Origin of the sequence: Acinetobacter sp. H1(2024) (genome assembly GCF_046557555.1) — a bacterium.
GTDB lineage: Bacteria > Pseudomonadota > Gammaproteobacteria > Pseudomonadales > Moraxellaceae > Acinetobacter > Acinetobacter seifertii.
The window spans coordinates 14,045-29,831 of the sequence record NZ_JBKGFO010000007.1 but is presented as its reverse complement, the minus strand read 5'-3'; the positions used below and the strand labels follow the sequence as shown (position 1 = coordinate 29,831).

The following is a 15,787-nucleotide window of genomic DNA, read 5'->3' as shown; positions in this document are numbered from 1 at the left end:
ATTCAATATGCGTAAAAAAAGAACGCCAAAACGTTCTTTTTTCATAGCTTTTGTCTAGAGAATAAACGGTTGATCTAATTTTGTTTATTTTACCAACATCTTATCCATACGGTTATCAACACAGTTATCCATACAGTTATAAACAAAGTTATCCACATGAGCGAAGATAAGGAAAGCACTGCTTTGCCTGAGCGCAAGACGAACAGCTGTGCTGTGAGTGGCGAAGATTAACCACACTTTCCCAAGCGCAAGACGAACAGCTATGCTGTGAGTGGCGAAAAACACATCTCACCTTATCCAAGCACAAAAAAGCTGTTAAACCTCTTTCGTCCCTACTTTAGCAAGCTCTGCACGCATTTGATCAATCACGACTTTATAATCTGGTTGACCAAAAATTGCTGAACCAGCAACAAACATATCTGCACCCGCTTCTGCAATTTCACGAATATTTGCTGGGCCCACACCACCATCTACTTCTAAACGGATATCACGGCCACTTGCATCGATAATTTTGCGCGCTGCACGTAATTTTTCTAAAGTCATTGGAATGAACTTTTGTCCGCCAAAGCCAGGGTTTACACTCATTATTAAAATTTGATCTACTTTATCAAGCACATAATCTAAATGGTGTAACGGCGTTGCTGGGTTAAAGACTAAACCTGCTTTAGCACCACCAGACTTAATCAGTTGTAATGAACGATCAATGTGGTCAGATGCTTCTGGATGAAACGTAATGATATCTGCACCAGCTTCTAGGAAATCACCAATAATACGGTCAACTGGAGACACCATTAAATGCACATCAATTGGAGCTTTAACACCATAGTTTTTTAGAGCCTTACATACACCAGCACCAAAAGTTAAGTTTGGAACGTAGTGATTATCCATCACGTCAAAATGCACTACATCTGCACCTGCAGCTAACACTTTGTCTACATCTTCGCCTAAACGAGCAAAATCGGCAGATAAAATAGAAGGAGCAATCAAATAAGGCTTGGACATAGGTGGATGACCTGGCTAGAAATTTAAGGAGAGGCTGAAAATTATAACAAAAAAGAACCTCCTTGACCCGCTCTTCCTTGCCTAAATCACAACATTTCAAGCTTGCAACGTAACGTTGCTATTATAGAATGCCAAGTGCCATACGAATTTGTTAAGGCACATTAAACCAATGTGAGGATTGATAATGAAAAGTACGACTCATCTATTAACAAATGATGGAAAACGCATTGCAAAACGTCTCGTTAACCATTGGAAACATAAGTTTGAAGTACAAGAAACTGAGCAAGACTTTAAAATCTTAATGCCTACAGCAACCATTACACTTGCACCTCAAACAGAGCAGTTAAATGTTGCTATTGATAGTCAGTTAGATGACCACGACCACTTGGAAAAAGTTGTCCTTGATCATCTAAACCGTATGGCTCAACAAGAATTTGAGGTGGAATGGCAACACTAATTAGCCAGCGACCTTTTCTAATTGGATCGCATGGAACTGTAAGTGCTCATCCATAAAGGTCTGGATAAAGTAATAACCATGATCATAGCCCGCATGTTGTCTTAAAGTTAAAGGCTGTCCTACTTTTAAACATGCTTGCTTAAATTTTTCAGGGTGAAGTTGTTCATAAAATTGATCATCTAATCCCTGATCAACCAAAATTTCGCTAAAAACTGCACCATTTTTTGAGACTAAAGCTGTGGCATCATGGTCCAACCAGCTCTCACGATCTGCGCCTAAATAATGGCTAAATGCTTTTCCGCCCCATGCACATTCGCTTGGTGCACAGATCGGTGCAAAAGCAGAAACTGACTTAAACTTTTCAGGATATTTAAAAGCCAAAGTTAGTGCGCCGTGGCCCCCCATAGAATGCCCAAAGATACCAACTTGTTGAGCATTTATTGGAAAACTTTTTAAAATGAGTGGATATAACTCATCAATTAAATAACTTTCCATCTGATAATGTTCAGACCAAGGTGCTTGTGTGGCATTAATATAAAAGCCCGCACCTTGTCCTATATCCCAATTGTCACCTACTGCGACTTGTTCGCCACGAGGTGAAGTATCAGGCGTAATCAATATCAGACCAAGATGGGCTGCCATATGCTGCGCATGTGCTTTAATGGCAAAGGTTTCCTCCGTACACGTTAACCCAGCGAGATAAAACAAAGTTGAACAGGCTTTCCCTTCCAAAGCTGCTGGTGGTAAATAAACACCAAACTTAGTAGAGCCTTTTAATAATTGAGAATCAAACTGGTAAATGCGCTGCTCACCCTCAAAGCAACGGTTTTTTTGCAGGAGTTGCATCGTTTTTAGCCTCTGTTTGTGTTTGAGCAATATTTACACTACCTGTACTTTGCTGTGGGAAAAGATATTTTTCCAACTGAGGTAGCATAAGTTCCATATTCTTACCAATCACCCATTGCGGTTCTGAAGGGTCTACTCCTTGAGCCACTTCCCATTTGGTCACGGTTTGCTTGGCAGCATTAAAAGAATCTTTCATAGAAGACTGCTCTCGCATCGCCAAGTCAAAGAAAGCTCGTCCAAAATAGGTGTAATCAGCTTCGTTATTACAACCAAAAGAAGTTTTGTCTGCCGCAGATGCCGTAATAATTAAAGTATCTGGTGACTGCAAAGCGGGAATGAAACTTCCTGAATAACAAGCAGAAATGACAATCACGCGCCAACGAATACCAGCTTTATCGAGCGTTTCACGTAACCATTTCGGATCGACCTGTCCCAAATCTAGAGGAGCATTTTCAATTTCAAAATGGTTTTGCTCACCATGCGATGTCATATATAAAAATAGTACATCACTATCGCGGTTCATTTGTTGGCCCATACGGCGTAGAGCCAACTCTATACTGGTTTTAGATGCAATCGGGATTTCGGTTCGGGTATCTGGGTTATTGACCAGCATCATTGAACGCCCAACTGTACCAAAACGCGTATCGAATTGTTCTTTAATACGAACCACTTCCGATTTAAAAACGTCTTGGTAACTATCGCCCGCAACACCCAAAAAATACCAATGACTTTTAGCTATCTCACCATATTGGACTTGCTCTAAAGCATCATGAAGTAACTTACTTTGTGCATAAAAAGCATCTTCGGCAAACGTAGGTGGAGAGTCTTCTACTTTCCAAATAGGCTGATCTTTTACAGAAAGCTGCCAGACCACCATGGTCGCAATAGTTGCAACCATAACCAATGCCCGCTCCCACCAAGGCCATTTCAACTCACGTGAGAAAACCCAAATGACAGCTAAACTTTGCCATACAAAAAGTGCCACAAATAGGCTTGGTAGAATACCGTTATAAATGGCATCGGGAATGAAGTTTAGATAACCGTTAGAACCCAAATATTGAATTAAACATTGAATTAATAAAATATTGGTATCTAAAACCAGCCAGAGCAAAGCTGGAACTAACATTAAACGTGGCTGATTAATACGCTGTGATAGAAAAATACCAACAATAAGCGCGATAAAAGGCCAAAGTGCGTACCCAATTAAACCTTGCGAGTTGAAATCACCCGTTTGACCAGCAACAAGCCAGCTATAAAGCGAGTTGGTACATCCACCTAATATCCCCCAAACAATAAGCTGAAGAATAGAAGGATGTACGATCTGTAAGGAACGTCTTGACCCCAAAAATAACCACATTCCGGCAAGCTGGTTACTTTTAAAATCATGCCAAAAGTTAATGGAAGGTTTGAGATCAATCATAAAAAGGTTTCAAAAATTTCGTTTTTGTCAGGCACCATAAGTGTATGCCTGCTAAGAATTTTAGCAATCATGCTTTTGAACTATATCACATATATTTGTGCATTATTCAAGCAATAAAACTTAACCTTACATAAGCTTACTGAAAGTAAGCATCAAAACGACAAGCATCTCCCTGCCACTGATGGGCTGGCTCTTGATTTGCTAAAAAAATCGCATGTCGTGGGCGTTTCACAATCACACGCTTGGCAACTTTCTTAGCTAACTCAAGCAAATTATCACCTAAATCCATTTCACCATCTTCTGGTAAAAGTAAATGCAAAAGCTGCATCTGTTTTTTGACTTGGGCTTGTTTTTTAATCGCTTGTTGGTTCTGGTCACGCTGTGGAAACATCGGGTCTAAATAAACCACATCAACCGTTTTTGCTTCTTGATCTAATTGCTGTAAATAGCTTGCAGAGTCAGCAAACACCAGTTCAATACGATCTATAAACTGATTTAAAAATGAATCGTGCTGTGCTTGAGCTTTTGAAGCTTCAAGTAAAGTAAATAAAATCGGATGGCGTTCAACAAGCTGAATTTGAGCACCTAAATACGCCATAAGTAAGCTGTCGTGACCCAAACCTGCAGTAGCATCTACAATTACTGGTTTTTCGCCCAGCTGACAAGCTCGAGCAATCATCTCAGATTTAAGACTGGCACGTTTTAAACGCGGAATTTCCGCTTTCCAGTCAGGCTGCATTTTCATACCATTTGCAGACAACCAAAGCCCATTTTCATTTACACAAAGTGCTAAGTCAGGGTTTAAACGTAAGAAACGAGCATTGAGTTTTTCAATGGGTTGTAAGTCAGTAGTCACACCTCTAGAACAAAGCACAGCTTGGTAGTGCTGTGCTTGCTCCTGAAAATCCACTTCAAAATATATATGCATGAGTACTGCCTTTACTTTGCTTTACCCTGATCTGCTATTTTTTTCCACGCATCATCACGCAAGTAAACCGGTAAAGCATGTTCTGCATCAACCCACTGTTTTTGAGCAGCATAGACACGTGCAATCGAAGCAATGTCTTGTGCAGTAGCTGTGATAGTTTGATGCTCTGCATCGGCTTGAAGAAGCTTAGCACCTGAACCAATTAAGCAATGCTTTACATAAGCAGCGGCTTGCTCGTAGTTCATTAATTTTTCTTCATCAATGCACTGCATGATACCTTGTTCGTTTAGAACAAAACTTGCAATGTAAACTTCATTCATACGGGCATCGAGTACCGCAGTCACCTGCTCTAAACCTTCAAGTCGGTAAGCCGCTTGCGCGAGAGCTTGCAAGGTAGAAACTGGAACCACAGGTAGATCTTGTGACCAAGCTAAAGCCTGAGTAACGGCAGCATTAATTCGAACACCGCTAAAAGAACCTGGCCCACGACTGAAGGCAATTGCATCTAAACCAGCAACGTCTAGTCCAGTTTGCTGTAAGCCCTGCTCAATCATTGGCAAAATGGTCTGGGTTTGTGCTTTCGCTCGCGTATCGAGTTGGAAAAATAGTTCTTGGGTTTCATCAATTAATGAAATGGAACATTGCTCATTTGCAGTTTCCAACGCCAGCAGTTTCATGCACAACCTTAGTATTCAATCAGATTAAAAACGGAAGTTATGATACCCCACTCGGCCCTGATAGGCGAGTTGTTCCTATCTAAATAAAAACGCCAAGCGAGTGCTTGGCATTGAAAATATCTTACTGAAAATTTAAAAGTGAAATTCTTTTAAATCTGCATAGCTTTTAAAGTGTTCAGCATAATGTAGGGCACTCAAGCGTATTTTTGCAGCACCTTCTTCATCTAGAGTTTTGACAATTTTGCCAGGTGAACCCATCACCACTGAATTATCTGGAATCACCTTCCCTTCAGGAATTAAAGCATTAGCACCAATAATACAGTTTTTACCAATTACAGCTCGATTTAAAATGACGGCGTTCATACCAATCAAGCTATTATCACCAATCGTACAACCATGCAGCATGACTTTATGTCCGACTGTGACATATTCACCAATGTTCAATTCAAGGCCTGCATCGGTATGTAATACCGAGTTTTCTTGAATATTAGAAAAATTACCAATCCGAACAACACAGTTATCAGCACGTACTACCGCACCAAACCAAATACTGACCTGACGGCCTAATTCTACTTGTCCAATGAGCGTTGCTGTTGGAGCAACCCAGCCATCCCATGGTTCATGTAATGCTTTTGGGTGCTGTCCTTGATAGCTATACATCATAATTTATCAATCCTGATCTTTATTTTTTATGAGAAAATTTTGGCATTCCAAACGTTGGTGAGTTGAGTAAAAATGGCCATTCCTTTTGATAGCCTAAACCATATTTAAATAGAGCTACCAACATACGCGCAGTTAAGCCCCAGATAATTTCATTATCAATCTGTAAGCTTGGAAAATACAAAGACTGATGGGCATATCGAACTTCATAGGGTGTCGGACGCGTCTCTATAAGTTGCTGTAATGGCACAAAGAAAATTCGATCAATTTCAGTAGGCTGAGGTATTAAGTGAACCTCTGGTGGAATAAGCCCAACAATTGGCTTTACAGACAAACCACTTCTTGCGCGCTGCATTGGCAAATCACCTAATAACTGTACATCAAAAGGGTTTAAAGCTGTCTCTTCTTGAGCTTCTCTTAGCGCTACAACAATATTACTGGTATCACTGGGGTCACGCTTTCCACCCGGAAAAGAAACCTCCCCCGCATGGTTGTTCATATGTATTGAACGGCGTGTGAGTAGTACCTTGGGATCATTTTCATTTGTAATCGCAATCAGTACTGCTGCTTGTGCTTCTTGTATGCGGGTGGAAAAGCGCAATCTTTGCTGTAACTTTTGTGTTAGCAAGTGCTCTTCCATACCTTTCACCTATTATTCTGTCTCTCTTTTCATCATATCTGAAAATAAAACTTAGGGAATAGAGTTGATGCGTAAGTCTAAAAATTCAGTTATGCTGAGTCATCTCTATACTCGATGATAATTATGAGTTTCTGTGTAGCGTGTGGGCATAAAACCGAACAAAAAATTCCTTTAGGTGATCATAAAGTACGCCGTGTTTGTACTCATTGTGGCAATATTCACTATGAAAACCCCAAAGTAATCTGCGGTGCCTTAGCGTTATGGGAAGACAAAGTACTACTCTGTCGTCGAGCTATCGAACCTCGTTATGGTTTATGGACATTGCCTGCTGGCTATATGGAACTGTTCGAAACTATGGAACAAGGTGCGGCACGTGAAACACGTGAAGAAGCAGAAGCGGAGATTGAAATAGAACAACTCTATTGTATGTACAATATTCCTCGTATTGGGCAAATTTATGTACTTTTTAAAGCGCAGTTAAAAGATGGAGTTTTTGGTGCAGGTGAAGAAAGTATAGAAAGTCGCCTGTTTGAAGAGCATGAAATTCCATGGGGAGAACTAGCTTTCCCGAGTGTCGAACACACACTCAAACATTATTTTGAAGATCGTAAAAAACTAGTTTTTCCAACCCATTTAGAAACGTTAGGAACTCGTTTAGACCATACAGGTTAATAAATTAGATAATAAAAAAAAGACCGCAAAAGCGGTCTTTTTTCAGGTTCTTATTTTGTCTTAATTTGATAACAATCAGCCGTCCGAATCGTTATCGTCCCACTCATCCTCTGAGCTAAAGCTTTATCATCTTCTGTAGGAGCAGGGCTCACATCCTTAATATTATTATAGACTCGTTGATAGAAGGCATATGGATTTAACCACGAAACTGTCTTGTTATCATAAGTTGTAAGGTTAATACCATTTACCTGTCCTTGTAATAAGTTAGCAACGTTAATTTTTGCCCCACTTACAATTAAGGTTTGACTACCAGTTGCAGTAGTACCTTGAACAACGTTCGAGTTTAACCCCGCCAAAATACCATTGAGATTGCCTAGCTTCGGTTCAGCAAAAATCATTTTTACTGTAATTGATTTATCATTTGAAGCAGACTCAGTACCACCTGTTGTTCCTATGCGGTACTGTTGAATGCCATTGTTATCAATTAAAGTATTATCTGAAACCACACCGCACTGACCAGACATATCCGTTGCTGTTGCATTAGGTTTAATATCAGTACGAATATCACCATTTTCATCAATCACAATACCTAAATCGATTGGTGAAATTCCAGCGGTATCAAATTTAATATTTAAAGTACCATATAACGGGAAAATATAAGTTTGCCCAGCGCTCACATTTTTAGAAGTTCTAAAGATATCTTTTGCAAGATAACTTGCTGGAGTCACTTTATAGATATCTAGAGAACCATTATAGCTTTGATTCCCAATACTTTGACGCCAAAGCGCATAGTGCTGAGGATTTGGTGTTTTACTATTTATTGCCCCTAAATACAAACTTTCACGACCAGCAATAAATGAATCATTTAATAATTTACCTTGATAAATCAGTAAATCTTCACTGCTATTAGCTGAAGCTTTTAAATGGAATGGTTGTGTTGACTTAATCTCAGCTTGTAATGGATCAAGCCATGTGGTTTGAGCATTTGCTGTAAGTTGAGCTGGCTTAGATTTAGTTAATACTTCCATAACAGCTGTAACTGTTGAATTATTTGTAGTCGTGCTCGTACCTTTCCACTGTAAGCCATAACCAAATGTATAGCCTTGACGATCTGAAAGTAAGAATAAATTACCTATAACATGCTGCGTATTAGCAGCATTTTTTGGACAATCGGCTAAATTAGCTAAATTACATCCATAAAAATTTTCTGAAATTAAGTTTGGTTGAGCTAAGGTCAAGTAATCCGACTGATATAAACCAACTAAACTTAAATGAGCCAATTGCGTTACTAGAGCAAAAGCTTGATTATTATCAATCTGACTAACATCTAACCAAGGTTTCAAAATACTGGCATATGCTCCACTTTTCCATTCAGTAGCAGTAATATTTTGAAGTACAACATTTAATGTGTTTTTCTTATCTTCTGTAACTTGAGTTGGCTGTATATCCCCAATTACATTATCACCACGTTCTAAACCAACGCTTTGAAAAAGTTTAACCAAAGCCATGGCTACACCGATGGTTGGATCATCTTGACTTAATGAAACTGGTGCAACACCCGTTAAAGCTGTTGCCATATCCATAATTTTCAAACGTGGTGGAACAACTACCTTAATTTTTGAAATGTTATCTAAGCTGACAGAACCCAAGTCAATTTTAGTTTTTGTTTGAGTACCTTGTAAAAAGAAGTTTGCTGTATCACCAAGTTTACATGTACCCACAACACTATTGCCTGATGCTTTAGTGACAAAACTCTGATTTGCAACACTACTACAGGTAAAATTAAGGCCAGCAACCGGATAATCGAGTGAAAACTGTAAGCAGTCACTATTTGATACATCACAACTTCCATTTGCATTTGAACTACCAGACCCACTTGTAGGATCTTCATTAATTGTTGAACTACCGCCACCACACCCATTCAACATGATTGCTAACGTGGTTAATGCAAAAGGCCATAATAATTTTTTATTCATTAGATACTCTACCCATTCTTACTTAATTTTTAGCGTAATACCGAAATTTGAATCTGTCCCTGATTAGATAATTCATGTTCCTCTACATCTACAGAGGAAGATAAAGGAGTTAACATCATATAACGTGCATGAGGTGGTACTTTTAAAGTCCCCTGAATTGATGCATGTTGTAATATTGTAGAAGGATAAGACTTACTCTTAAAACCACTTGCTCCCTCTAAAATGCAACCTTTTTCATCTAAAAATATAGCTAAAGGCCAATAATATAGAGGTGTCGAATTACTCGCTGCAAAAGACATCAGCTGTAAATGTTGTACAGATGGATCTAATTTTACCAACTCATATTCAAACTTTTCTTTTAATGGCTTTCGAGGCCATAAATTTACGTCTTTTTTATCACCAAGTACTTTGATTGACTTTTTGTAGCCTTGAACAAAACACTTATCTTGTTCAAAAGTCGTTTCTAAGTCTTTTTGAGATAGTCGTATATAAGTTGGTGCTAAAATAATTGCTGCTTGATCATCTTGAGATTGTTTATTGAAGAATTGTTCTAAAGTGGATTTACTCACCCCCTTTTTCCGTTCAATAAACTCTGTTCGCCCTAAACCATCGGGCATCACATAAAAGCGTTTTTTTCCTTCAAGATTAAATTCTTGATCTTCTAAATACTCATTATTTACATACTCTACGCCATCAACAGTCGTAAACTTAGATGGATCATTTGATAAATTTTGAGTAGAAATAGCTTGTGAAGTACTTGCTACAGATGGAGGAGTTTTAACTGGAGTACTTTGTTCTTTAACAGTACTACTTTGCTTTTTAACTTCATTCTTCTGAGCTTCAGTAACCGTTACAGGACGCTCTGGTGCAGTCGGTGCAGTCGGTGCAGTCGGTGCAGTCGGTGCAGTCGGTGCAGTCGGTGCAGTCGGTGCAGTCGGTGCAGTCGGTGCAGTCGGTGCAGTCGGTGCAGTCGGTGCAGTCGGTGCAGTCGGTGCAGTCGGTGCAGTCGGTGCAGTCGGTGCAGTCGGTGCAGTCGGTGCAGTATTTAATTTTTTATTAACGTGTGGTTCAAACTTTTGGGGCACTTTTGAATTTTGAATATTTTCTTTAGGTGCTTCTTGAACAGGTTTAGCATCTACTCGCGGCTGTACAACTTGTTTCGGTGCTTCTACTCTAATATTTGATTGCTTCTGTTCGACTTTTTTACTGGGTACAATCATTGGACGGCCATCAGGACCAATGATTGTATAGAAACCATCTGCATACGATACAGAAATACTAGCTACCGCAATACATAAAATCGAGATAGCAAATTTAGGTCGAAACATCGATTTATATTGTTTTACCATTTTGTTCTATAGCTCAAACCAAGTACTGTAACTTTAGTATTCGTTTTTACATCTAGGCCCGAATAAGGATTTAATAAAATATTATCGACACCACACTTGTTGGATAATGTACTCGAACAGGCAGGAATATTGTCACGACTACGTAAAAAACCTACTGAAAGATCTAGATCTGTATCTGCATCGAAACGATAACCTAAACCAAGACCGAATAATTGCGCATTATTGATTGGAACCATAGTATTACGTTTATCATCAGGTATCGAACTAGCTCGAGGCTCATAACCAGCTCGCAATTTCAAACGATCGGTTGCTGAGTATTCAAGACCAATTCCCCAGCTCCACGGCGAAGTAAATTTCAATGGTAGTGCCAATGAATTATCGGTAACGTCATTAGATAAAAGCTTAGCTACTTTTAATAACGAAATTTGGCGATCAAATTCGAATTTAAATTTATCCCAAGCCGAATAATCCGTCCATCCAACGTCAAAGTTTACTTGCAAATCAGGTAATATTTTATACTTAATCCCCGCTTGGAAATGTGCCGGATATTCAAGATCCATTGCAACTAATCCAGACTCAATATTAGGGATATTGCTAGGTAAACCAAGAATTGCAGCTAAAATTTGTCCTGTAGCAGATGAGTTAAGACCCTTGATAAGTTCTTGCGGTGCTCTGGCATTATCAATCATGTACTTGCCTTTTAAGCGCATTTTGGCAGAACTTTGATAAACCATACCAAAGCCAAAGTCATCAGTTGGTTCCCAGAGTAAACCTAAGTTATAGCTTGGACTTAATGATTGTTCTAAAGAAACTTGTAATGCGCCCATTTTATTAAATGGATTCATGCCTTCTTGGGCATTACACATACCAAATAACAGTAAGTCCGTAATCATGTCACTATTATTTTTAAAAGGCGCACATACCACTTCATCAACCATACGCAATACACCAATCATCTCATTGGGAAAACGTAGATCAGTTTTCAGTGCGATTGCGTTGTAAGACATCCCCACAGAAGCACCAAGTGATAAATGGTCATTTACTTGATAACCAAAAGATGGTGATAAATAAGTGATTCGCTCTACTGCAACTTGCTGGCCCATATAGTTGCCAGGGTTACCATTCTCTGCCCCAAACCCAGCGACCAATGGTGCATATACTGCTGTTGCATAAGTAACTTTTGAACCAGGTGGTTTATAGGCAATTCCGGCTGTAGGTGCAACTAAAGGATACCCTGGCCCGAGATCAACCATTTTTTTGAGAATCGGCACATATAGGCTTGCGTATTCCACATCACCATGCACAGTCCCTTTGAAATCTGTACAAATATTGGCGGAAACTTCCGGACCATCATTACAAACAAGGGGGTCATCGGAATAACCAAAAATGTTATAGCCAGGAGGAGCTGAAAATTCACGCTGGATATCAAAGTTAGCCAAAATCCCCTGTACATCGGTTTGTAGCCCATCAATTTTTGCTAAGGCCGCAGGGTTAAAATGAACCGCACTAATACCAGGAGGATCTGCAGTTACAGCATTCCCCATCGCTAGTGAACGAATATCAACAGCTAAGTTTTGTCCTAATTGAGCATTGGCAAAGCTAGAAAAACCGGAGATAACAATTGCCGCCGTTAAAGGACATAATTTAGGATATTTCACCTGCTTATCTCCTTATTTTCGTTTTTTATTAAAACCTAAAATATCTAACGGGAACGACAAACCAAGTGAAACATCAGGTGCATCTTCAGTTAAACCAAAGCCAACCGTACCGTTAACAATGGTATCTGGCGAAACACGTACGCCTAAAGCAAAAGCCATCATTGCGCTACTTTGGTCTGGTGATTTATAAGATTCACCATTATTGAATTGGAACTCAGAATTAAAGTTAAAACTTTGCTGATAAGACATTGTCAAAGACACGTCATAGTTAAATGAGTACGCAAAACCAAATGAAAAACCACCACTAATCCCTGGATCAAAAGATTCTAAAATACGTGAACCGCGTGCTTGGTTAAGACCACTTTCTTTAAAGCCATAATTGGCAGAAACAGAAGCGAATAGCACAACAGGATCAATATATTTACGAGTACTTGCCCCTACTCCAACTGAGTAATAACCTTTACCTGTTGACAGCTCATCTAAACCCACCTCATAAGGACTATCACCTGTTTTAGTTGAGACACTACCAAAAAGCACGAGTGGTAAACGCCCTTGCTTTAATGGGAAAGGTTCCCAACGTGCTCCCAAAGAAATATCACCTAAACCCGCTGTGGTTGAATCACTAGCAATATCAGATTTAGCAACAAAAGGTAATGTTGCTGAAAGTGTTAAATTATCTAAAACGCCATATTGCGCCGTAAAACTATTTGTCAAAGTATGTTGAGCATCTTCCCTAATTCTTAAACGACTAATGCGAGAATTATCGTCTCCTAATGCCACGTCTAATATACTGTCACGATAATAAGTATAATCAAGGTCATAATAAGAAGAAATTACGCCCTTCTTGATTAAAGAATATTGACGTTCATTTGAAGTAAATACTTCTTGTAAATTAGTCTCTTGGCTAGCATCACCTTCTTTTTTCTGTAAAGCACTTGCAGCTTGATGTGCATCAGTATTAGCTGCAGGAGCTACACTATTAGCATCAGCTACACTCGACGTTTGTGTGCTAGCATCTGTTGTTGCAGAACTAGAACTTGCCGCATCAGTAAACCCAGAGCTTTGTGCTCCCTCTACTTGCAGTTGTTGTACTTGATCTTCGGCATAGATTGTCCCTGTAATGGCGCTCATACTTAAGGCCAACACACTCATCTTCATCCATCGATTATTCATGTTTTTCCCACCCAATTTATTTATTTTACTAACTTTAAATTTGACTATTTACGCTTGTAATAAAGACGCATATAGGTTTCTATCGGCTGCCCATATGTTGGAGATTTATTATCACTATCCAATACACGCCTCATGGTCGAAGCTTTATTTGCTAAACGATCAAAGTTAAATGTTGGATATTGAACATCAACAAAAGCATATTTATTGACTGTTGCATCTTCGACATGGCGCATATCTGACTCTTTTAATGCCAATAAATCTTTACGCTGTGATTCAGGAACAGAAATAACAAATAAAGTATTATTATCCCAAATTTGTTTAAAACGATTTTCGTCAAAGCTGATATTCCCTAAAGCCGGATCAGCTACATACACTCGTCCATCTTTATAAGCTTTATATACGACAAAATGTTTAAAGCCTGCATATGAAATAGGCACAATTGCGGGTTGTCCAAGTTTAACTAAATCGGAAAACTCACCACGATACCCCCCGCTGTCTAAACCAATCGCTGTGACAAAGCGCTTCATATCAAGTAATGAGAAACTTCGACGCTCAATAATACGTTGATATTCACCATACTGTAGCAAACCACTCATTGTTTGCTGTTCAGTTAAATTGGTTCCTACATAACCATTTAATAAAGTTGTAAGCGCAGCAGACCCACAACTATAATCATAAGCTTGTCGAACAATGCCACGAAACTGATCTTCCACAGCTGGTTTAATCTGAACTGGTTCGATATGATTTCGATGAAACGATAAATTACGTGAATCGGCAGTCTCTGTATAATAAACAGTTCCCGGCGGCTTTTTTTCTATTTCGAAGGCTTCTGTCGCAAAGTAATACATCAATGCTGAGCCTAAAACTATCTCTAACATAAGCACTTGGTCTAAATGGTGGCCTAACCGGCCTTATTCATTTTATTCTTAGAGCAATAGCTCTACATCCCTGTGTGTTGAAGATACCTTTTTTTTCTGTAAAAAACAGCTTTTTTTTAATCTTTTTGATGAATGCATAGTTTTACATTTATAAACTGATAATTAATTCTCATTTGTTTTTTACATTCTTTTTTATTATATAAATTAATATGATTTAAATATAAAAAAATGAAGTTAAGTTTTATTATGGAAATAAAAAAGCGCGTATAAACGCGCTTTTTTATCAATCTTTAAATTAGTGGCCAGAAATAGTAATTGTAGACGTTCCTACATTTAAACCTTGAATTTCTAAATCACCAATTGAAGCATTAGTCTGTGCACCTAGGTGAATTCCTTGTGCATAAACGTTCATACCTTGTGTACTGTTATTTTGGATACGTAAACCTGTAGGAACAACAGAAATGTTAGCATCTATATTCATATCACCAGTTGTATTACCTGAGCCACGAACCATTACTTTGTCTAGGACAATTTTACCACCACCAGCAGCATCATTAATACCGAAGTTAGATAGTGTTAAACCACCTTGCAGGCTAGAGTTCACTTTAATCATCGCGCCTTGCGGAGTAGAACCTAACTGAACATTCGCAGAAATTTGACCTAAAGATAAATCTAAGCCTGAAATAATCTCAGTCGGAGCTGTTTCAGTAATACCACGTACAGCAGTAGTCGTATTTAATGTACCAGAAGTACCCACGCCAATTGAACCTACATGTACATCAACAGCACCTACTGTTGCTGCAACGTTTAAGAAAGCACCATTTGAACCTGAAGCACCATTTGTATCAATTTTTAAATCTAAAAGATTACCAGTACCTTGTTGCTTTACAGTAACACCGCTAATCGCAATTGCACCAGCAGTACCTGAAGCACCAGTAATGCCAGTCGCTGACGCTAAACCATCATTATCGTGTAAATACAGTTTATCAATAGAAATACCACCAGAACCTAAAGCAATACCGATATTAATACCATCTTGACCTGTAGCTGCACTAAGCGCTGCATCGTCCATTGACTGCATTGCCATTGCATTTGCACTGATAGCTAAAGAAGAAACTAAAGCAAGTTTAGTGAACATTTTCATTGAGCACTCTCCCAAGAGCATTTATTTTTTGACTTAACCACTCTTACTGTCTCAAGTTGCATTTTTCTTTTATGGCAACCGAAACTTCCAATCCTTGAGTAGTTTTGCTTAGCAATTACTAAATTACAGCTACGTTAATTTTTGTTCAACTACTGTAATGCATTTTTTGCCAATTACCCGATAAACGGTACAAGGGTCACACTTTCTTAAATATGCAAACCAATTATGCTTAAGTTGTAACGAAAAAATAGATGATTTTATCGACGAAAAGTTAAACTCTTACCGCCTAGATGACTGATGAACTATA

Annotated in this window: 15 protein-coding genes; 2 read left to right on the top strand and 13 right to left on the bottom strand. The window is 38.8% G+C overall.

The annotated features are described in order from the left end of the window. Positions 1–315: 315 nt before the first annotated feature. A complete protein-coding gene (gene rpe, locus ACLCEG_RS16120) occupies positions 316–1,002 on the bottom strand; it encodes a ribulose-phosphate 3-epimerase (RefSeq protein ID WP_077169953.1) in 687 nt (228 codons plus the stop codon). Between the two features lie 184 nt (positions 1,003–1,186). Here rpe and ACLCEG_RS16115 point away from each other — a divergent pair, with 184 nt between their 5' ends. Then, a complete protein-coding gene (locus ACLCEG_RS16115) occupies positions 1,187–1,459 on the top strand; it encodes a DUF2218 domain-containing protein (protein ID WP_004703774.1) in 273 nt (90 codons plus the stop codon). On the opposite strand, the gene fghA is transcribed toward ACLCEG_RS16115, so the two are convergent. The 6 genes from fghA to ACLCEG_RS16085 all read right to left on the bottom strand — a co-directional run bounded on the left by fghA (position 1,460) and on the right by ACLCEG_RS16085 (position 6,639). Then, positions 1,460–2,305, bottom strand: a complete 846-nt coding sequence (gene fghA, locus ACLCEG_RS16110; protein ID WP_410568312.1) for an S-formylglutathione hydrolase — start codon at positions 2,303–2,305, stop codon at positions 1,460–1,462. Beyond that, a complete protein-coding gene (locus ACLCEG_RS16105; RefSeq protein WP_004703777.1) occupies positions 2,274–3,725 on the bottom strand; it encodes a C13 family peptidase in 1,452 nt (483 codons plus the stop codon). Before ACLCEG_RS16105 ends, fghA begins: the two co-directional genes overlap by 32 nt. A 136-nt stretch (positions 3,726–3,861) precedes the next feature. Further along, positions 3,862–4,653, bottom strand: coding sequence for a class I SAM-dependent methyltransferase (locus ACLCEG_RS16100; RefSeq protein ID WP_410568310.1), 792 nt, complete (start codon positions 4,651–4,653; stop codon positions 3,862–3,864). An 11-nt stretch (positions 4,654–4,664) separates the two neighbouring features. Beyond that, a complete protein-coding gene (gene tsaB, locus ACLCEG_RS16095; RefSeq protein ID WP_410568308.1) occupies positions 4,665–5,330 on the bottom strand; it encodes a tRNA (adenosine(37)-N6)-threonylcarbamoyltransferase complex dimerization subunit type 1 TsaB in 666 nt (221 codons plus the stop codon). Positions 5,331–5,462: 132 nt separating this feature from the next. After that, positions 5,463–5,990 carry a gamma carbonic anhydrase family protein gene (locus ACLCEG_RS16090; RefSeq protein WP_077166004.1) on the bottom strand — a complete coding sequence of 176 codons (528 nt, stop codon included), beginning with the start codon at positions 5,988–5,990 and terminating at the stop codon, positions 5,463–5,465. 22 nt (positions 5,991–6,012) lie between these two features. Then, the gene (locus ACLCEG_RS16085; protein WP_100290452.1) at positions 6,013–6,639 is read right to left on the bottom strand and encodes a CoA pyrophosphatase; all 627 of its coding nucleotides are present in this window, start codon (positions 6,637–6,639) and stop codon (positions 6,013–6,015) included. Between the two features lie 114 nt (positions 6,640–6,753). On the opposite strand from ACLCEG_RS16085, the gene ACLCEG_RS16080 reads away from it, so the two are divergent. Further along, the gene (locus tag ACLCEG_RS16080; RefSeq protein ID WP_410568306.1) at positions 6,754–7,302 is read left to right on the top strand and encodes an NUDIX hydrolase; all 549 of its coding nucleotides are present in this window, start codon (positions 6,754–6,756) and stop codon (positions 7,300–7,302) included. 50 nt (positions 7,303–7,352) lie between these two features. On the opposite strand, the gene ACLCEG_RS16075 is transcribed toward ACLCEG_RS16080, so the two are convergent. From ACLCEG_RS16075 to ACLCEG_RS16050, 6 genes are all read right to left on the bottom strand, one after another. After that, the gene (locus ACLCEG_RS16075; protein WP_410568304.1) at positions 7,353–9,278 is read right to left on the bottom strand and encodes a protein FilF; all 1,926 of its coding nucleotides are present in this window, start codon (positions 9,276–9,278) and stop codon (positions 7,353–7,355) included. Positions 9,279–9,307: 29 nt separating this feature from the next. Continuing rightward, positions 9,308–10,606 carry a putative pilus assembly protein FilE gene (filE, locus tag ACLCEG_RS16070; RefSeq protein WP_410568445.1) on the bottom strand — a complete coding sequence of 433 codons (1,299 nt, stop codon included), beginning with the start codon at positions 10,604–10,606 and terminating at the stop codon, positions 9,308–9,310. A gap of 14 nt (positions 10,607–10,620) precedes the next feature. Next, the gene (locus tag ACLCEG_RS16065) at positions 10,621–12,285 is read right to left on the bottom strand and encodes an OmpP1/FadL family transporter (RefSeq protein WP_077163889.1); all 1,665 of its coding nucleotides are present in this window, start codon (positions 12,283–12,285) and stop codon (positions 10,621–10,623) included. A 12-nt stretch (positions 12,286–12,297) separates the two neighbouring features. Continuing rightward, the gene (locus ACLCEG_RS16060; RefSeq protein ID WP_410568302.1) at positions 12,298–13,458 is read right to left on the bottom strand and encodes a transporter; all 1,161 of its coding nucleotides are present in this window, start codon (positions 13,456–13,458) and stop codon (positions 12,298–12,300) included. Between the two features lie 44 nt (positions 13,459–13,502). Continuing rightward, positions 13,503–14,336, bottom strand: a complete 834-nt coding sequence (locus ACLCEG_RS16055) for a C39 family peptidase (RefSeq protein WP_077166087.1) — start codon at positions 14,334–14,336, stop codon at positions 13,503–13,505. Between the two features lie 295 nt (positions 14,337–14,631). Continuing rightward, positions 14,632–15,480 carry a DUF6160 family protein gene (locus tag ACLCEG_RS16050; protein ID WP_410568300.1) on the bottom strand — a complete coding sequence of 283 codons (849 nt, stop codon included), beginning with the start codon at positions 15,478–15,480 and terminating at the stop codon, positions 14,632–14,634. Positions 15,481–15,787: the final 307 nt, after the last annotated feature.